Raw genomic sequence first — 17453 nt, forward strand, 5'->3', positions numbered from 1 at the left:
GCCAGGACGAGCGGCCTGACATAATCCCCTGTGTAAAAATACAGGGGGCAGAGTGGCAGACGATTTCGCAGCAGACGGACAATTAGCAAAGGCAATTCCCGGTTTTAAGCCGCGCGAGCCGCAGCGTCAGATGGCGCACGCGGTAGCCGATGCCATCGACAGCGCCCAGCCGCTGGTGGTAGAAGCAGGAACCGGCACCGGTAAAACCTATGCCTATCTCGCGCCCGCGCTGCGCGCCAAAAAGAAAGTGATCATCTCCACCGGCTCAAAAGCGTTGCAGGATCAGCTTTACAGTCGCGATCTGCCCACCGTGGCCAAAGCCCTCAAATACAAAGGCCGCCTGGCCCTGCTGAAAGGGCGCTCTAACTACCTCTGTATTGAACGTCTCGAACAACAGGCGCTGGCGGGGGGCGATCTGCCGGTGCAGACTCTCAGTGATGTGATCATTCTGCGCAGCTGGGCCAACCAGACCCTCGACGGGGACATCAGCACCTGCGCCAATGTGGCGGAAGATTCTGCCGTCTGGCCGCTGGTCACCAGCACCAATGATAACTGTCTCGGCAGCGACTGCCCGTTATATAAAGACTGTTTCGTGGTCAAAGCGCGTAAAACGGCGATGGATGCCGACGTGGTAGTGGTCAACCATCATCTGTTCCTCGCGGATATGGTGGTGAAGGAGGGCGGCTTTGGCGAGCTGATCCCCGAGGCCGACGTATTGATTTTCGATGAAGCCCATCAGCTCCCCGATATCGCCAGCCAGTATTTCGGCCAGTCCCTCTCCAGCCGCCAGTTGCTGGACCTGGCGAAAGATTTCACCATCGCCTACCGCACTGAACTGAAAGATACCCAGCAGCTGCAGAAGTGCGGCGACCGCCTGGCGCAAAGCACGCAGGATTTCCGCATGCAGCTGGGCGATCCAGGCTATCGCGGCAATCTGCGCGAAGTGCTGGCCGATCAGCATATCCAGCGTGCGCTGCTGCTGCTCGACGATGCGCTGGAGCTTTGTTACGACGTGGCGAAGCTTTCTCTCGGCCGCTCGGCGCTGCTGGATGCCGCCTTCGAGCGCGCCACGCTGTACCGTGCCCGCCTGAAGCGGCTGAAAGAGTTTAACCAGCCAGGCTATAGCTACTGGTATGAATGCAATTCACGCCATTTTACCCTTGCCCTGACGCCGCTCACGGTGGCCGATAAGTTCAAGGAAGTGATGGCCCAGAAACCGGGCAGCTGGATCTTTACCTCCGCCACGCTGTCGGTCAACGACGATCTGCACCACTTCACCGAACGTCTCGGCATCACAGAAGCGAAATCCCTGCTCCTGCCCAGCCCCTTTGATTACGCCACCCAGGCGCTGCTCTGCGTGCCGCGTAATTTGCCGCTGCCTAATCAGCCCGGCGCTGCCCGCCATCTGGCGGCCATGCTCAAACCGATGATCGAGGCCAATAACGGCCGCTGCTTTATGCTCTGTACCTCCCACGCCATGATGCGTGACCTGGCGGAGCAGTTCCGGGCCACCATGACCCTGCCGGTGCTGTTGCAGGGTGAAACCAGCAAAGGGCAGCTGTTGCAACAGTTTGTCACGGCGGGCAACGCCCTGCTGGTGGCGACCAGCAGCTTCTGGGAAGGGGTGGATGTGCGCGGCGACGCCCTATCGCTGGTGATCATCGACAAACTGCCCTTTACCTCGCCGGACGATCCGCTGCTGAAGGCGCGCATGGAAGATTGCCGCCTGCGCGGTGGCGATCCCTTTGACGAGGTGCAGCTCCCGGACGCGGTTATCACCCTTAAGCAGGGAGTGGGGCGTCTGATCCGCGACGTGGACGATCGCGGGGTACTGGTGATCTGCGATAACCGGCTGGTGATGCGCCCGTACGGGGCTACTTTTATCGCCAGCCTGCCGCCGGCACCGCGCACCCGGGATATCGATCGCGCGGTGCGCTTCCTGGCGGCGTCTGAGGCGGAGTAATTTACTGACGGGTGTGTTAAAATGCGCGCCTTTTTGTGACTGACCCTTGCGAGAGCGCGACAACACATGCGAATTCTGGCTATTGATACCGCTACAGAGGCCTGCTCTGTTGCCCTGTGGAACGACGGTAAACTCTGTGCTCATTTCGAAGAGTGCCCCCGGGAACATACCCAACGTATCCTGCCTTTGGTGAAGATGATCCTCGCCGAAGGCAACACCTCCCTGAATAATCTCGATGCCCTGGCCTATGGCCGTGGCCCCGGCAGTTTTACCGGCGTGCGCATCGGTATTGGCATTGCCCAGGGGCTGGCGCTGGGTGCCGAACTGCCGATGATTGGCGTCTCGACGCTCGCCACTATGGCCGAGGGCGCCTGGCGTAATACCGGAGCGACTCGCGTGCTGGCCGCCATCGACGCCCGAATGGGCGAAGTCTACTGGGCAGAGTACACCCGCGATGAGCAGGGCGTATGGCACGGTGAAGAGAGCGAAGCTGTACTTACGCCGGAAGCGGCGGGCGAGCGCATGAAGCAGCTTTCCGGCGAGTGGGCAACCGTCGGAACCGGCTGGCCAGCGTGGCCGGAGATGGCAAAAGAGAGCGGCTTGGCGCTGGTGGATGGCAAGGTGCTGCTGCCTGCCGCGGAAGATATGCTGCCCATCGCCCGTCAGCTGCTGGCCGCAGGCAATACCGTGGCGGTCGAGAAGGCCGAACCGGTTTATTTGCGAAACACCGTAGCGTGGAAGAAACTTCCAGGCCGGGAGTGAATCTCAGTATCAGAGCCTGAGAAAAAGGAGTCGCATCATGGCGGTTCAAAAATATGTAGTTCGTCTGCTGACCGTCGGGGCGCTGGCCCTGGCATTAACAGGATGTGTCTCTGTCCCTGATGCGATCAAGGGCAGCAGCCCTACGCCGCAGCAGGATCTGGTCCGGGTAATGAATGCCCCAGAACTGTATGTCGGTCAGGAAGCACGCTTCGGCGGCAAAGTGGTGGAGGTCTTCAACCAGCAGGGGAAAACCCGTCTGGAAATCGCCACCGTTCCGCTGGACAGCGGTGCGCGGCCGATTCTGGGTGACGCCTCGCGCGGACGCATCTATGCCGATGTGAATGGTTTCCTCGACCCGGTGGACTTCCGTGGTCAACTGATCACCGTGGTCGGTACGATCGCCGGCGCGGAGCAGGGCAAAATTGGCAACACGCCGTACAAATTTATGGTCCTGCAGACCAACGGCTATAAACGCTGGCGGGTGGTGCAGCAGGTGATGATGCCGCCGCCGGTCGATCCCTGGTACTGGGGACCGCATCCCTGGCGGTATGGCTATGGTTACGGTGGCTGGCCAGCTTACGGCCCCGGACCCGCTCAGGTTCGGACAGTAGTAACAGAGTAAGTGACTGTTATTATTGAATAAGAAACAGCGGCCCGGCCGCTGTTTCGTTTTTTCCACGGTTATAACAAAAATAAATAGTGACGCGCTTCGCAACCTTAAATCCGGACAATTAATAAACTGGTACGCTGAGTTAATATTATGTTAACGACTTGTTTATTAACCGGGGCTGTGATGACGACGAACACGCATTTCAGAGGTGATGTAGTGAAGAAGGTTTGGCTTAACCGTTATCCTGCGGATGTGCCTGCAGAGATAAATCCTGACCGTTATCAATCCCTGGTTGAACTGTTTGAACATTCCGTCACGCGCTACGCCGATCAGCCTGCGTTTGTGAACATGGGCGAGGTGATGACCTTCCGTAAGCTGGAAGAGCGCAGCCGGGCATTTGCGGCCTACCTGCAACAGGGTTTAGGCCTGAAAAAAGGCGATCGGGTAGCATTGATGATGCCTAATCTGCTGCAGTATCCGGTGGCACTGTTTGGCATCCTGCGCGCCGGGATGATCGTGGTTAACGTCAACCCGCTCTACACCCCGCGTGAGCTGGAGCACCAGCTGAACGACAGCGGCGCGGCGGCGATTGTGATTGTCTCAAACTTCGCGCACACCCTGGAAAAAGTGGTCGATAAGACGCAGGTCAAACACGTTATTCTCACCCGAATGGGCGATCAGCTCTCCACTGCGAAAGGGACGCTGGTTAACTTCGTCGTCAAGTACGTTAAACGTCTGGTGCCAAAATATCACCTGCCGGACGCCATCTCCTTCCGCCGGGCGCTGCACAACGGCTACCGGATGCAGTACGTGAAACCGGAAGTGGTGTCCCAGGATCTGGCCTTCCTGCAGTACACCGGCGGCACCACCGGAGTTGCGAAAGGGGCGATGCTCACCCACCGCAACATGCTGGCGAACCTCGAGCAGGTGAACGCCACCTACGGCCCGCTGCTGCATCGCGGCAAAGAGCTGGTGATCACCGCGCTGCCGCTCTATCACATCTTCGCGCTGACCATGAACTGCCTGCTGTTTATCGAGCTGGGTGGGCAGAACGTCCTGATCACCAACCCGCGCGACATTCCGGGCCTGGTGAAAGAACTGGCGAAATATCCGTTTACCGCCATGACGGGGGTAAACACGCTGTTCAACGCCCTATTGAACAACAAAGAGTTCCAGCAGCTTGATTTCTCGACTCTGCATCTGTCGGCGGGCGGCGGGATGCCAGTGCAACAGGCGGTGGCGGAACGCTGGGTGAAGCTCACCGGCCAGTATCTGCTGGAGGGCTATGGCCTGACCGAGTGCGCCCCGCTGGTGAGCGTGAACCCGCACGATATCGATTACCACAGTGGCAGCATTGGCCTGCCGGTGCCCTCCACTGAAGCCAAACTGGTGGATGACGAGGATAACGAAGTGCCGCATGGCGAACCGGGCGAGCTGTGCGTGAAAGGGCCGCAGGTGATGCTGGGCTACTGGCAGCGCCCGGACGCCACCGATGAAATCATTAAGGACGGCTGGCTGCACACCGGGGATATCGCGGTGATGGACGACGAAGGCTTCCTGCGTATCGTCGATCGTAAGAAAGACATGATCCTGGTCTCCGGGTTTAACGTCTATCCGAACGAGATCGAAGATGTGGTGATGCAGCACAACGGCGTGCTGGAAGTGGCTGCGGTGGGCGTTCCGGCGGGCAGCAGCGGTGAAACGGTGAAGATCTTTGTGGTGAAGAAAGATCCTGACCTCAGCGAAGAGGCGCTGATCACCTTCTGCCGTCGCCAGCTGACCGGCTACAAAGTGCCGAAACTGGTGGAGTTTCGCGATGAACTGCCAAAATCGAACGTCGGGAAGATATTACGACGAGAATTACGTGACGAAGCACGCGCCAAAGTAGACAATAAAGCCTGAGCTTCGTGTTAGTCACCCCAAGACGCTGGCCATGCCAGCGTTTTTTTATGGGCGCAAACCAAAGAGAATATGATTTGAATTACCAGATGATCACTACCAACGACGAGCTGGCTTCGCTGTGCGATGTCACCCGTGACGCCCCCGCCATCGCGCTGGATACCGAGTTTGTGCGTACCCGCACCTATTATCCGCAACTGGGTCTGATCCAGATGTATGACGGTAAACATGTGTCGCTTATCGACCCGCTGGGGATCACCGACTGGGCGCCAATGCGCGAGTTGTTGCTGAATACCGCCATCACCAAATACCTGCATGCCGGCAGTGAAGATCTGGAAGTTTTCCTCAATACCTTCGGCATTATGCCGGAACCGCTGATCGACACCCAGATCCTTGCCGCCTTTGCCGGGCGCCCGCTCTCCTGGGGTTTTGCCGCCATGGTGGAAGAGTATACCGGGCTGGTTATCGACAAGAGCGAATCCCGCACCGACTGGCTGGCGCGCCCGTTGACGGAACGCCAGCTGGATTACGCGGCGGCGGATGTGTTTTACCTGCTGCCGATTGCCGGTCAGCTGATGAAAGAGGCTGAAGCCTCCGGCTGGCTGGCTGCCGCCCTGAATGAGTGCCGGATGACGCAGCTGCGTCGTCAGGAGACCACCGATCCAAAAGAAGCCTGGCGCGATATCAACAACGCCTGGCAGCTGCGCACCCGCCAGCTCGCCTGTCTGCAATTGCTGGCCGACTGGCGTCTGCGCAAGGCGCGGGAGCGTGACCTGGCGGTAAACTTTGTGGTGCGTGAAGAGCATCTGTGGGCGGTGGCGCGGTATATGCCGGGCAGTCTGGGCGAGCTGGACAGCATCGGGCTTTCCGGTTCGGAGATCCGCTTCCACGGCAAAACCCTGCTGGCACTGGTGGCGAAAGCGCAGGCATTGCCGGATGAGGCGCTGCCGGAACCGCTGTTGAACCTGATGGATATGCCGGGCTATCGCAAAGCGTTCAAGGCGATCAAAGCCCTGGTTCAGGAAGTGGCAGCGGAGAGCAAAGTGAGTGCTGAGCTGCTGGCCTCACGCCGTCAGATTAACCAGCTGTTGAACGCGCACTGGAAGCTGAAACCGCAGAACGGTACGCCTGAATTGATGGCAGGCTGGCGTGGGGAACTGATGGCCGCTCGCCTGAACGCCTTGCTGGAAGAGTATCCGCAATAATTGCGGTCTGTAACCCCCGGCGGCGCCAGGCTTGCCGGGGTTACAAACGCTGGGCCGGGCAAGCAACGTGCCGCCCGGCAATGCGCTCAATTATGAACGCGACTCTTCCGCTTCCGGCAGGGTCACGTTTAGCTCCAGAATCGAGATATCCCCGTCCTTTTGCTCCAGCTGCACGGTGACCATTTCCGGATCAATCTGCACATACTTACAGATCACTTCCAGAATATCTTTGCGCAGCTGCGGCAGGTAATGCGGTTCCGCGTCGCTGCGGCGGCGTTCTGCCACGATGATCTGCAGACGCTCTTTTGCGATGTTAGCGGTGCTTTTTTTCCGCGAGAGAAAAAAGTCCAGTAATGCCATAACTTATCCTCCGAACAGGCGTTTGAGGAAACCTTTCTTCTCTTCTTCGATGAAGCGGAAAGGACGTTCTTCTCCGAGCAGACGATCTACCGTATCCGCATACGCTTTACCGGCGTCTGCGTTAGCGTCGAGGATAACCGGCTCACCCTGGTTAGACGCGCGCAACACGGATTGATCTTCCGGGATGACGCCAACCAGTTTAATGCGCAGGATCTCCAGCACGTCTTCCATACTCAGCATATCACCTTTATTGACACGACCCGGATTATAACGGGTCAGCAGCAGGTGCTCTTTAATCGGTTCTTCGCCATTTTCCGCACGGCGGGATTTCGAGGCGAGGATCCCTAAAATACGGTCGGAGTCACGTACAGACGACACTTCCGGGTTGGTGGTGATGATCGCTTCGTCGGCGAAGTAGAGCGCCATCAGCGCGCCCGTTTCGATGCCTGCGGGTGAGTCGCAGACCACGAAATCGAAGTCCATTTTTTTCAGCTCATCGAGCACTTTTTCCACGCCTTCACGGGTCAGCGCATCCTTGTCGCGCGTCTGCGAAGCGGGAAGAATATAGAGGTTGTCGGTACGTTTATCTTTAATCATTGCCTGATTCAGCGTGGCGTCACCCTGAATCACGTTCACAAAATCGTACACCACGCGGCGTTCACAACCCATAATCAGGTCAAGGTTACGCAGGCCGATATCGAAATCGATAACGACGGTTTTCTTTCCCTTCTGGGCCAAACCAGTAGCGATGGCCGCGCTGGAGGTGGTCTTGCCAACGCCTCCTTTACCCGAAGTAACAACAATAATGCGTGCCATAGAAATTCCTTGTTAAAAAGGGATCAATTCAACGGTTGAACGGTCAAAGCGTTGTCTGCCAGCCGCAGACGTGCCGCTTTGCCAGAAAATTCGGCCGGGATGTTATCACTCAGCCAGTAAACCCCTGCGATGGAGACCAGCTCCGCCTCCAGGTGGGTACAAAAAATTTGCGCATCGCGATCGCCGCTGGCACCCGCCAGCGCACGGCCTCGCATTGAGCCATAAATATGGATATTGCCATCCGCGATCAGCTCCGCCCCAGCGCTGACGTGGTTGGTCACAATCAGGTCACAGTTTGGCGCATAAATACGCTGACCGGAACGCACGGGCAGATCAATCAATCGCGTTTTTGTGACAGGAGTAACAGGGAGTTCTGGTGGAGCAGGGGGTTCGGCGCGCGGAGCTTTGTCTTTGCCTTCGTTCAGCAACGGAAGACCCGCACGATCGATTTCGGCTTTCAGTTCAGCGTCTTTACAGCCGCTGATGCCCACAATTCGCAGGCCGGTAGCGGAGACCGCCTGTTGCAAATGGTGCCAGTTTACCGGCGCCTCAAGGCTGCTGACGTTGATGACCACCGGCGCATGGGTAAGAAATGCGGGCGCCTGCGCAATTTTGTCTTCTAACGCCTGACGAATAACCTCGGGTTTTGCTTCATGCAAATGAACCACTGATAAGGTGAAGCTACTGCCTTTAAGCTCGATGGGCGTGTTTGACATCCTGGCCTTACTCAATTTGCTTTTACCACGACCTGTGCGCCGTGATATTCCGAAGAGTATCAGGCATGTTATAGTCACAATTATATTGAGGCAAGTCACCCTCCCGCTTAATTCAGAGTAAATATATGTTTTGTGTGATCTACAGAAGTACCCAGCGCGACCAGACCTACCTGTATGTCGAAAAAAAGGACGATTTTTCCCGTGTGCCTGAGGCACTGATGAAAAGCTTCGGTAAGCCGCAGCTGGTAATGCTGATGCCGCTCGACGGGCGCAAGCAGCTGAGTAACGCCGATCTGGAAAAAGTAAAAACCGCGTTGACGGAACAGGGCTATTATTTACAACTTCCTCCGCCACAAGAGAATTTACTGAAACAGCATCTTGAGGCGCAGGGGAAAAAATAGTTTAGGAGTTTTCTGTCAGCGTCACATTCACCGTTCAGGGGACGTTTATGTATCAACATCATAACTGGCAAGGAGCCTTACTGGATTATCCGGTAAGTAAAGTCGTCTGCGTAGGAAGTAATTACGCAAAGCATATTCAGGAGATGGGAAGTGCGGTTCCAGAAGAGCCAGTGCTGTTCATTAAACCGGAAACGGCGCTCTGTGATATTCGCCAGCCGCTGGCATTACCGCAGGGGCTTGGCTCGGTTCATCACGAAGTGGAGCTGGCGGTGCTGATTGGCGCCACGCTGCGTCAGGCCTCTGAAGATCATGTGCAGAAGGCGATTGCCGGTTATGGTGTGGCGCTGGATCTGACCCTGCGCGACGTGCAGGGCAAAATGAAGAAAGCGGGCCAGCCGTGGGAAAAAGCCAAGGGCTTTGATAATTCCTGCCCAATCTCCGGGTTCGTACCGGCATCGGAATTCCAGGACGATCCGCAGAACACCACCCTGAGCCTGAAGGTAAACGGCGAGGTGCGCCAGCAGGGGTCGACCGCCGACATGATCCACAAGATTGTGCCGCTGATTGCCTATATGAGCCGTTATTTCACCCTGAAACCGGGTGATGTCATTCTTACGGGTACCCCGGAAGGGGTTGGCCCACTCGCCAGTGGCGATGAGCTGGAAGTGGCCGTTAACGGCCTGTCCCTGAAAACCCGTGTACTGTAATCCCCGCTTGCCGCCCCTTTTGGGCGGCAAAACTTGCATCAAGGTGCCAGACTGGTTATAAGGTGCGCTTTATTTTGACGTGTGGACATCCTTATGAGCGAAACTCCTTTCTGGCAAAGCAAAACTCTCGACAACATGACCGACGCCGAGTGGGAATCGCTGTGTGACGGCTGCGGGCAGTGCTGCCTGCATAAGCTGATGGATGAAGACTCGGACGAAATCTATTTCACTAACGTCGCCTGCAATCAGCTGAACATCAAAACCTGCCAGTGCCGTAACTACGAGCGCCGTTTTGAGTTAGAGCCGGACTGCATCAAGCTGACCCGCGACAACCTGCCCACCTTCGAATGGCTGCCGCCGACCTGCGCTTATCGCCTGCTGGCGGAAGGGAAGGATCTGCCGAAGTGGCACCCCTTGCTGGCCGGTTCAAAAGCGGCGATGCACGGCGAGCGAATCTCAGTGCGCCACATTGCGGTGAAAGAGTCAGAGGTGCGGGACTGGGAAGACCATATTTTGAATCATCCCAACCGCGCATAATAAAAAACCCGCCGAGGCGGGTTTTTTATTGTCGGACATTAACGTCCAAAAAGATCGCGTTTTTTCGGTTTGAACGGCTGGGCAATCAGCACCAGCAGCGCCACAACCAGGAAAGCGGCGAAAATGCCTACCAGCCACTGCGGCATCTCGAGAGTCAGAAACTCCCACTGACGCACGGAACAGTCACCGCTTGCCACGAAGACCTGCGGCAGCCACTTGTCCAGCGGCAGCCAGCTCGGGAAGCTGGCGGCAAAATCACAGGTCTGGAACGGCGACGGATGCAGCTGGATCATGGTGTGTTCCCAGGCCAGCTGAAGGCCTTTTCCGGCGCTGTAGAGCCAGATAGCAATCGCACCGTAGCGCAGCGGGCTTTTTGGAGCAATGGCACCGACCAGGCCCGCGCCCATCACGCCAAACAGCGCGCAGCGTTCGTAGATGCACAGCACGCAGGGCTTCAGCAACATCACATGCTGGAACCATAATGCCACCATTTCTAACGCGAAGGCGGTCAGGGCCAACAGCAACCATGCGCCGCGTCCACGCGAGCACTGGTTTAAAAATTTCAACATAATCATTTCCCTGGAGCAGGTATAGAAAGCGCAGTGTAAACGAAAACAATTCGCGCGCCAGCCTCAGCGCGCAAAATATAACGTAATCGGATATTTATCATTCGAAAGTGCAGCCGGGCCATATACGACCCGGCTGACTCTCTTAATGCGCCGTCAGTATACCCGTCTGCAACATCCATTGGGTAAATGGAATAAGGGTAATTTTGACGCACAACAAGCCGACGGTGGTTAATACCACCGTATAGGGCAGCGCCATCCATACCATCCGGCCATAAGAGAGCCTGATTAAAGGAGCCAGCGCCGAGGTGAGCAGGAACAGGAACGCCGCCTGGCCGTTTGGCGTGGCGACGGAAGGCAGGTTGGTGCCGGTATTGATCGCCACCGCGAGCATTTCAAACTGCTGCTGGTTGATTGCCCCGCTCTGCAGTGCGGTTTTGGCCTCATTGATATAGACCGAACCGACAAACACGTTATCAGAGATGGCTGACAGCAGGCCGTTAAACAAATAGAACAGCGTCAGCTGGGCATCCGGTTCGGCCTGTAGCACGTAGCGAATGATCGGCGCAAACAGCTGCTGATCGACAATCACTGCCACCACCGCGAAAAAGACCGTCAGCAGGGCGGTAAAGGGCAGCGCTTCGGTAAAGGCTTTGCCAATCGCGTGCTCATCCGTCACGCCGGTAAAAGAGGTCGCCAGGATAATGACCGACAGGCCAATCAAGCCCACCTCCGCCAGATGAAACGCCAGGGCGATAATCAGCCAGATGCCAATAATGGCCTGAAAGATCATAGCCAGTTTTTGCTGACGGGTACGCTTGCTGCGGCTCTCTTCATCAAAACGTTGTAACACCTCACGTACCGGGGTCGGCAGCAGGGTGCCGTAACCAAACCATTTAAACTTCTCTACCAACCAGCAGGTGAACAGGCCGCACACCAGCACCGGCACGCTGACCGGCGCTACGTGCAGGAAAAAGTCGGTGAAATTCCAGCCGACGGCTTTGGCGATGATCAGGTTTTGCGGCTCCCCGACCATGGTCATCACCCCGCCCAGCGCGGTGCCCACGCCTGCGTGCATCATCAGGCTGCACAGAAACGCACGGAACTGTTCCAGCACTTCGCGCTGCCGGGCATCGACCTGGCTGTCATCCTGCAAATTATCTTTGGGCTGCGCGGAGGCCACCCGATGATAGATCCCGTAAAAGCCCACGGCGACGCTGATCACCACCGCCACCACGGTCAGGGCATCAAGGAAGGCCGACAAAAAGGCGGCGGCTACGCAGAAAGACAGCGACAGCATTGTCTTGGAGGGAATACTCAGCAGCAGGCGGGTAAAGATAAACAGCAGCAGCTGCTTCATAAAGTAGATCCCGGCCACCATAAACATCAGCAGCAGGAGCACTTCCAGATTTGACGCCAACTCTTCCTTCACGTGTTCCGCGCTGGTCATACCGATCACCACCGCCTCGAAGGCCAGCAGGCCGCCCGGCAGCAGGGGGTAGCACTTCAGCGCCATCGCCAGGGTAAAGATAAACTCCCCAACCAGCAACCAGCCGGCAACGAAGGGATCGACAATAAAGATAAAGGGGTTAAGAACCAGAAAAACAACCAGGGTCACTTTATACCAGTCGGGTGACTGGCCTAAAAAATTGCGCCACAGTGCGCGGCTATAAGACATTTCCACAACAGATTTCCTTGCCCATCACATAATTACATCCTAAGTATACGCAAACCGCGCCGGGCAGGGGGGCGGAGGCCCGACTTTTAAATGATAAAAATAAAACAGCGATCCCTTTTTTCTCGCCTCGCTGCGCTATCTGCCTCTGTCTGCCTCTGGTATGATGAGTGAAATTTGTAAAAAGCAGTTAATGGAAAATTCACTATGGTCATAAAGGCGCAAAGCCCGGCGGGTTTCGCGGAAGAGTACATTATCGAAAGCATCTGGAATAACCGTTTCCCGCCAGGCTCGATACTTCCCGCAGAACGCGAACTCTCTGAACTGATTGGCGTCACACGTACCACCTTACGTGAAGTGTTGCAGCGACTGGCCCGCGATGGCTGGCTGACGATCCAACACGGCAAACCGACCAAAGTGAATAACTTCTGGGAAACGTCGGGTCTGAATATTCTTGAAACGCTGGCGCGTCTCGACCACGAGAGCGTACCGCAGCTCATCGATAACCTGCTCTCCGTGCGCACCAACATTGCCACCATCTTTATCCGTACAGCGTTTCGCCAGCACCCGGATAAGGCGCTGGAGGTGCTGGCCCGCGCCACGGCGGTGGAAGATCACGCTGATGCCTTTGCGCTGCTGGATTACAATGTCTTCCGCGGTCTGGCGTTTGCCTCGGGTAATCCGATCTACGGCCTGATCCTCAACGGCATGAAAGGGCTTTATACCCGCATCGGCCGTCATTACTTTGCCAATCCGGAAGCCCGCAGCCTGGCGCTCGGTTTCTATCACAAGCTCAGTGAACTCTGCTCAGAAGGCCAGCACGATCAGGTGTACGACACCGTGCGTCGCTATGGTCGTGAGAGCGGTGAGATCTGGCACCGGATGCAGAAATCCCTGCCGGGCGACCTGGTGATTCAGGGGCGCTAAATAAAAAACCTCTCGTTTGAGAGGTTTTTTTTCGGCTAAACCAGGCGTAGCCCGGCAACAAACCGCCCGGGTTACAACATATTGCCTTTCACCGGGCACCGTTCCAGCAGCTCCACGCTGCCGTCTTCATTCTGCTGCTCCAGCATAATGTCAAAGCCCCACAGACGATGCACATGCTTCAGCACTTCCTTACGCCCTTTATCCAGCGGCGCGCGGTTATGCGGAATATAGCGCAGCGTCAGGGAGCGATCCCCGCGCAGATCCACATTCCAGACCTGAATATTCGGCTCCAGATTGCTCAAGTTGTATTGCGCCGAGAGGCGGGAGCGGATCTCACGATACCCCTCTTCATTGTGGATCGCCGAAATCTCGAGATAGTTGTTGTGATCGTCATCCAGCACTGTAAACAGGCGGAAGTCACGCATCACCTTCGGCGACAGGAATTGGCTGATAAAGCTCTCGTCCTTGAAGTCGCGCATGGCAAAATGCAGCGTTTCCAGCCAGTCGGAACCGGCGATATCCGGGAACCAGTATTTATCCTCTTCCGTAGGATTCTGGCAGATACGCTTGATGTCCTGGAACATGGCAAAGCCCAGCGCATACGGATTAATCCCGCTGTACCACGGGCTGTTGTAAGGCGGCTGGAACACAACGTTGGTGTGGCTGTGCAGGAACTCCAGCATAAAGCGTTCGGTGACTTTACCTTCGTCATACAGGTGGTTGAGGATGGTGTAGTGCCAGAACGTCGCCCAGCCTTCGTTCATCACCTGGGTCTGTTTTTGCGGATAGAAGTACTGGCTCACCTTACGCACGATACGCAGGATCTCACGCTGCCACGGCTCCAGCAGCGGGGCGTTTTTCTCCATAAAGTAGAGCAGGTTCTCCTGCGGCTCGGAAGGATAACGGCGAGCTTCGACCACCATTTTTTCTTCTTCGCGTTTCGGCAGGGTACGCCACAGCGTATTCACCTGGCTTTGCAGATACTCTTCCCGGCTTTTCTGCCGCGCTTTCTCCTCCTGCAGGGAGATTTTCTGCGGACGTTTGTAGCGATCCACGCCGTAGTTCATCAACGCATGGCAGGAGTCGAGCAGCTTCTCGACCTCCTCCACCCCATAGCGCTCTTCGCACTGGGTGATGTAGTTACGGGCAAAGATCAGATAATCGACAATCGAACTGGCATCGGTCCAGCTGCGGAACAGGTAGTTATTTTTGAAGAAGGAGTTATGGCCGTAGCAGGCATGCGCCATCACCAGTGCCTGCATGGTAATGGTGTTCTCTTCCATCAGGTAGGCGATGCAGGGGTTCGAGTTGATGACGATTTCGTAGGCCAGCCCCTGCTGACCATGCTTATAGAGCCGTTCGGTTTCGATGAATTTCTTACCAAACGACCAGTGGGTATAGTTAATGGGCATCCCGACGCTGGAGTAAGCGTCCATCATCTGTTCAGATGTAATCACTTCGATTTGATGGGGATAGGCATCCAGACGGTAGAGTTTCGCCACCCGGTCAATTTCCGCCAGGTAGGTATCAAGCAGCTCGAATGTCCAGTCGGGTCCATCGCTCAGACGTGTGGTGTCCTTATTCATGGAATCAATAGTAGCCATTAGCGCGCCCTCATTGTTGGTAGCTCTCTCTGTCTGGAGAACCTCTTTTCAAGCATAGAACACGCCATTCAAAAGCGTGCTGGCACGCTATTTTTTTCTTTGCGATTTCCCGTTTTTCCTGTGACAGAAAAGGGGTGTCCGGCAGCACAATATGCTGGTTAAAAATGCCGCGCAGCAGGAGATGCCAAAACCGCGCTACCCGCGTCAGCAGGGGAAGGTGTGAGATGTGTCACCATAAAAAAGGCCTATGTTGAATAATATTTTCGGCTGGGTTATCAATATGTAATCAGAAGATTGTTCTTTTGCTTATAAATGGAGTGGCTATGCGTGTTGTCATACTGGGAAGTGGCGTCGTTGGCGTAACCAGCGCCTGGTACCTGAGTCAGGCCGGGCACGATGTAACTGTGATCGATCGTGAGCCGGGTCCGGCACTGGAGACCAGCGCCGCTAATGCCGGGCAAATTTCTCCGGGTTACGCGGCACCCTGGGCAGCACCGGGTGTGCCGCTGAAGGCGATTAAATGGATGTTCCAGCGCCATGCACCGCTGGCGATCAGTCTTGACGGCACGCAATTCCAGCTCAAGTGGATGTGGCAGATGCTGCGCAACTGCGACACCACGCACTACATGGAAAACAAAGGACGGATGGTACGCCTGGCGGAGTACAGCCGCGACTGCCTGAAAGCGCTGCGTGCCACGACCGGTATTCAGTATGAGGGCCGCCAGGGGGGCACCCTGCAACTGTTCCGTACCGCCCAGCAGTATGAAAACGCCACCCGCGATATCGCCGTCCTTGAGGATGCCGGAGTACCGTATCAGCTGCTGGAAGCCAGCCAGCTGGCGCAGGTCGAACCGGCGCTGGCTGAGGTGGCACACAAGCTGACCGGCGGTCTGCGTCTGCCGAATGACGAAACCGGCGACTGCCAGCTATTTACCCAGAATCTGGCGCTGATGGCCGAGCAGGCAGGGGTGAAATTCCGCTATAACACCTCCGTGGATAAGCTTCTGTACGAAGGGGACAATATTTACGGCGTGCTGTGCGGCGACGAGGTGGTGAAAGCCGACGCCTACGTGATGGCCTTTGGCTCTTACTCTACCGCCATGCTGAAGGGCATTGTGGATATTCCGGTCTACCCGCTGAAGGGATATTCGCTGACTATCCCGGTGAAAGAGGACAGGGGGGCGCCGGTTTCAACTATTCTTGATGAAACATACAAAATCGCGATCACCCGTTTTGACAACCGGATCCGCGTGGGAGGCATGGCGGAAATCGTCGGCTTTAACACCGAGTTACTGCAACCGCGTCGGGAAACGCTGGAGATGGTCGTTGGCGACCTGTTCCCGCGGGGCGGCTTTATCGAACAGGCGACCTTCTGGACCGGGCTGCGCCCGATGACCCCGGACGGCACCCCTGTTGTGGGCCGCACGCCCTTTAAGAATCTGTGGCTCAACACCGGGCACGGTACGCTGGGCTGGACGATGGCCTGCGGTTCAGGGCAGTTACTCAGTGATTTGATTTCCGGGCGCACACCCGCTATTCCGTTTGATGATTTAAGCGTCGCGCGCTACCGTCCGGGGTTCACTCCGTCACGTCCACAGCATTTACACGGCGCGCATAACTAACAAGGAGTCGTCATGTCCCGTCCTGTTGTGGCTCAGCTGGATCTTCAGGCCCTGAAGGATAACCTGCACATTGTCCGGCGCGCCGCGCCCGCTTCACGAGTCTGGGCGGTGGTCAAAGCCAATGCTTATGGCCACGGTCTGGATCGCATCTGGAGCGCGTTAAGCGCGGCCGATGGCTTTGCGATGCTCAATCTGGAAGAGGCGATCCTGCTGCGCGAGCGCGGCTGGAAAGGGCCGATCCTGCTGCTCGAAGGCTTTTTCAACAGCGATGAACTGCCGCTGTTTGATAAGTACCGTCTGACCACCAGCGTGCACAGCAACTGGCAGGTTAAGGCGTTGCAGAATGCGAAGCTGCACGCCCCGCTCGATATCTACCTGAAAGTGAACAGCGGCATGAACCGGCTCGGTTTTCAGCCGGATCGGGTTCACAGCGTCTGGCAGCAGCTACGGGCGCTGAAGAACGTCGGCGGCATGACGCTGATGGCCCATTTTGCCGATGCGGAAAAGCCGGAAGGCATCGTTGAGCCGATGAGGCATATTGAGCAGGCGGCGGAAGGGCTGGACTGCCCGCGTTCGCTCTCTAACTCGGCGGCGACCCTCTGGCACCCGGAAGCGCATTTCGACTGGGTACGGCCGGGGATCATTCTTTACGGCGCGTCACCGTCCGGGCAGTGGCAGGATATCGCCAACAGCGGCCTGAAGCCGGTGATGACCCTGCGCAGTGAAATCATTGGCGTTCAGACCCTGAAAGCGGGGGATACCGTGGGTTACGGCAGCCGCTATCACGCTTCGGGCGAGCAGCGGATCGGTATTGTCGCTGGCGGGTATGCCGACGGCTATCCACGCATTGCCCCGTCCGGCACGCCGGTATGGGTAGACGGCGTACGTACCGGCACGGTAGGCACGGTGTCAATGGATATGCTGGCCATCGACCTTACGCCATGCCCGCACGCGGGGATCGGTACGCCGGTTGAGCTGTGGGGGAATGAAGTGAAAGTAGACGATGTTGCTGCCGCGGCGGGTACCATCGGCTACGAGTTGTTAACTGCATTAGCCCCGCGGGTGCCGGTCGTTACGCTCTGA

General features: G+C 56.7%; 17 protein-coding genes. 11 read left to right on the plus strand and 6 right to left on the minus strand.

Annotation, left to right across the window (positions count from 1 at the left end; genetic code table 11):
- Positions 1-52 precede the first annotated feature (52 nt).
- The 5 genes from ACF8PE_RS12995 to rnd all read left to right on the plus strand — a co-directional run bounded on the left by ACF8PE_RS12995 (position 53) and on the right by rnd (position 6439).
- The gene (locus tag ACF8PE_RS12995) at positions 53-1963 is read left to right on the plus strand and encodes an ATP-dependent DNA helicase (RefSeq protein ID WP_117385407.1); all 1911 of its coding nucleotides are present in this window, start codon (positions 53-55) and stop codon (positions 1961-1963) included.
- 66 nt (positions 1964-2029) lie between these two features.
- Positions 2030-2725: a tRNA (adenosine(37)-N6)-threonylcarbamoyltransferase complex dimerization subunit type 1 TsaB gene (tsaB, locus tag ACF8PE_RS13000; protein ID WP_077227066.1), complete on the plus strand. Its 696-nt coding sequence runs from the start codon at positions 2030-2032 to the stop codon at positions 2723-2725.
- A gap of 37 nt (positions 2726-2762) precedes the next feature.
- A complete protein-coding gene (locus ACF8PE_RS13005) occupies positions 2763-3347 on the plus strand; it encodes a Slp family lipoprotein (protein WP_032611481.1) in 585 nt (194 codons plus the stop codon).
- Between the two features lie 204 nt (positions 3348-3551).
- A complete protein-coding gene (gene fadD / locus ACF8PE_RS13010; RefSeq protein WP_072250878.1) occupies positions 3552-5237 on the plus strand; it encodes a long-chain-fatty-acid--CoA ligase FadD in 1686 nt (561 codons plus the stop codon).
- Positions 5238-5311: 74 nt separating this feature from the next.
- Positions 5312-6439 (plus strand): ribonuclease D, encoded by a 1128-nt coding sequence (gene rnd, locus ACF8PE_RS13015; protein WP_200142406.1) that lies wholly within the window; start codon positions 5312-5314, stop codon positions 6437-6439.
- 90 nt (positions 6440-6529) lie between these two features.
- On the opposite strand, the gene minE is transcribed toward rnd, so the two are convergent.
- Genes minE through minC form a run of 3 tightly spaced genes read right to left on the minus strand, consistent with a single transcriptional unit; the run spans position 6530 to position 8331 of the window.
- The gene (minE, locus tag ACF8PE_RS13020; protein WP_032611475.1) at positions 6530-6799 is read right to left on the minus strand and encodes a cell division topological specificity factor MinE; all 270 of its coding nucleotides are present in this window, start codon (positions 6797-6799) and stop codon (positions 6530-6532) included.
- A gap of 3 nt (positions 6800-6802) precedes the next feature.
- Complete coding sequence (gene minD / locus ACF8PE_RS13025) at positions 6803-7615, minus strand: septum site-determining protein MinD (RefSeq protein WP_032611473.1); 813 nt, start codon at positions 7613-7615, stop codon at positions 6803-6805.
- A 23-nt stretch (positions 7616-7638) separates the two neighbouring features.
- A complete protein-coding gene (minC, locus tag ACF8PE_RS13030; RefSeq protein ID WP_032611471.1) occupies positions 7639-8331 on the minus strand; it encodes a septum site-determining protein MinC in 693 nt (230 codons plus the stop codon).
- A 125-nt stretch (positions 8332-8456) separates the two neighbouring features.
- On the opposite strand from minC, the gene ACF8PE_RS13035 reads away from it, so the two are divergent.
- The 3 genes from ACF8PE_RS13035 to ACF8PE_RS13045 all read left to right on the plus strand — a co-directional run bounded on the left by ACF8PE_RS13035 (position 8457) and on the right by ACF8PE_RS13045 (position 9976).
- Positions 8457-8732 carry a YcgL domain-containing protein gene (locus ACF8PE_RS13035; protein WP_032611469.1) on the plus strand — a complete coding sequence of 92 codons (276 nt, stop codon included), beginning with the start codon at positions 8457-8459 and terminating at the stop codon, positions 8730-8732.
- A 47-nt stretch (positions 8733-8779) separates the two neighbouring features.
- Complete coding sequence (locus ACF8PE_RS13040; RefSeq protein ID WP_032611466.1) at positions 8780-9439, plus strand: fumarylacetoacetate hydrolase family protein; 660 nt, start codon at positions 8780-8782, stop codon at positions 9437-9439.
- A 93-nt stretch (positions 9440-9532) separates the two neighbouring features.
- Positions 9533-9976, plus strand: coding sequence for a YcgN family cysteine cluster protein (locus tag ACF8PE_RS13045; protein ID WP_077227068.1), 444 nt, complete (start codon positions 9533-9535; stop codon positions 9974-9976).
- A 38-nt stretch (positions 9977-10014) separates the two neighbouring features.
- Here ACF8PE_RS13045 and dsbB read toward each other — a convergent pair whose 3' ends face one another.
- Positions 10015-10545: a disulfide bond formation protein DsbB gene (dsbB, locus tag ACF8PE_RS13050; RefSeq protein WP_032611461.1), complete on the minus strand. Its 531-nt coding sequence runs from the start codon at positions 10543-10545 to the stop codon at positions 10015-10017.
- A 142-nt stretch (positions 10546-10687) separates the two neighbouring features.
- Positions 10688-12226 carry a sodium/proton antiporter NhaB gene (nhaB, locus tag ACF8PE_RS13055; RefSeq protein ID WP_155166964.1) on the minus strand — a complete coding sequence of 513 codons (1539 nt, stop codon included), beginning with the start codon at positions 12224-12226 and terminating at the stop codon, positions 10688-10690.
- Between the two features lie 198 nt (positions 12227-12424).
- On the opposite strand from nhaB, the gene fadR reads away from it, so the two are divergent.
- Positions 12425-13144, plus strand: a complete 720-nt coding sequence (gene fadR, locus ACF8PE_RS13060) for a fatty acid metabolism transcriptional regulator FadR (protein WP_032611456.1) — start codon at positions 12425-12427, stop codon at positions 13142-13144.
- 71 nt (positions 13145-13215) lie between these two features.
- Here the strand turns inward: fadR and ACF8PE_RS13065 are convergent, their stop codons facing one another.
- Positions 13216-14748, minus strand: a complete 1533-nt coding sequence (locus tag ACF8PE_RS13065) for a SpoVR family protein (RefSeq protein WP_032611453.1) — start codon at positions 14746-14748, stop codon at positions 13216-13218.
- A gap of 323 nt (positions 14749-15071) precedes the next feature.
- On the opposite strand from ACF8PE_RS13065, the gene ACF8PE_RS13070 reads away from it, so the two are divergent.
- Together ACF8PE_RS13070 and dadX are read left to right on the plus strand one after the other, a co-directional pair.
- Positions 15072-16370: a D-amino acid dehydrogenase gene (locus ACF8PE_RS13070; RefSeq protein ID WP_392494959.1), complete on the plus strand. Its 1299-nt coding sequence runs from the start codon at positions 15072-15074 to the stop codon at positions 16368-16370.
- Positions 16371-16382: 12 nt separating this feature from the next.
- Positions 16383-17453, plus strand: coding sequence for a catabolic alanine racemase DadX (gene dadX / locus ACF8PE_RS13075; RefSeq protein ID WP_392494960.1), 1071 nt, complete (start codon positions 16383-16385; stop codon positions 17451-17453).

The sequence above is a fragment of the Leclercia sp. GLN_9 genome, from assembly GCF_043105735.1.
Classification (GTDB): domain Bacteria; phylum Pseudomonadota; class Gammaproteobacteria; order Enterobacterales; family Enterobacteriaceae; genus Enterobacter; species Enterobacter adecarboxylatus.

Bases quoted from the DNA above. Each gene is read 5' to 3' on its own strand.
- ACF8PE_RS13070 (WP_392494959.1), top strand. From the start codon at position 15,072: ATGCGTGTTGTCATACTGGGAAGTGGCGTCGTTGGCGTAACCAGCGCC.
- minD (WP_032611473.1), bottom strand. From the start codon at position 7,615: ATGGCACGCATTATTGTTGTTACTTCGGGTAAAGGAGGCGTTGGCAAG.
- minC (WP_032611471.1), bottom strand. From the start codon at position 8,331: ATGTCAAACACGCCCATCGAGCTTAAAGGCAGTAGCTTCACCTTATCA.
- dsbB (WP_032611461.1), bottom strand. From the start codon at position 10,545: ATGTTGAAATTTTTAAACCAGTGCTCGCGTGGACGCGGCGCATGGTTG.
- ACF8PE_RS13005 (WP_032611481.1), top strand. From the start codon at position 2,763: ATGGCGGTTCAAAAATATGTAGTTCGTCTGCTGACCGTCGGGGCGCTG.
- tsaB (WP_077227066.1), top strand. From the start codon at position 2,030: ATGCGAATTCTGGCTATTGATACCGCTACAGAGGCCTGCTCTGTTGCC.
- ACF8PE_RS13065 (WP_032611453.1), bottom strand. From the start codon at position 14,748: ATGGCTACTATTGATTCCATGAATAAGGACACCACACGTCTGAGCGAT.
- dadX (WP_392494960.1), top strand. From the start codon at position 16,383: ATGTCCCGTCCTGTTGTGGCTCAGCTGGATCTTCAGGCCCTGAAGGAT.
- fadR (WP_032611456.1), top strand. From the start codon at position 12,425: ATGGTCATAAAGGCGCAAAGCCCGGCGGGTTTCGCGGAAGAGTACATT.
- ACF8PE_RS13040 (WP_032611466.1), top strand. From the start codon at position 8,780: ATGTATCAACATCATAACTGGCAAGGAGCCTTACTGGATTATCCGGTA.
- ACF8PE_RS13045 (WP_077227068.1), top strand. From the start codon at position 9,533: ATGAGCGAAACTCCTTTCTGGCAAAGCAAAACTCTCGACAACATGACC.
- ACF8PE_RS13035 (WP_032611469.1), top strand. From the start codon at position 8,457: ATGTTTTGTGTGATCTACAGAAGTACCCAGCGCGACCAGACCTACCTG.
- minE (WP_032611475.1), bottom strand. From the start codon at position 6,799: ATGGCATTACTGGACTTTTTTCTCTCGCGGAAAAAAAGCACCGCTAAC.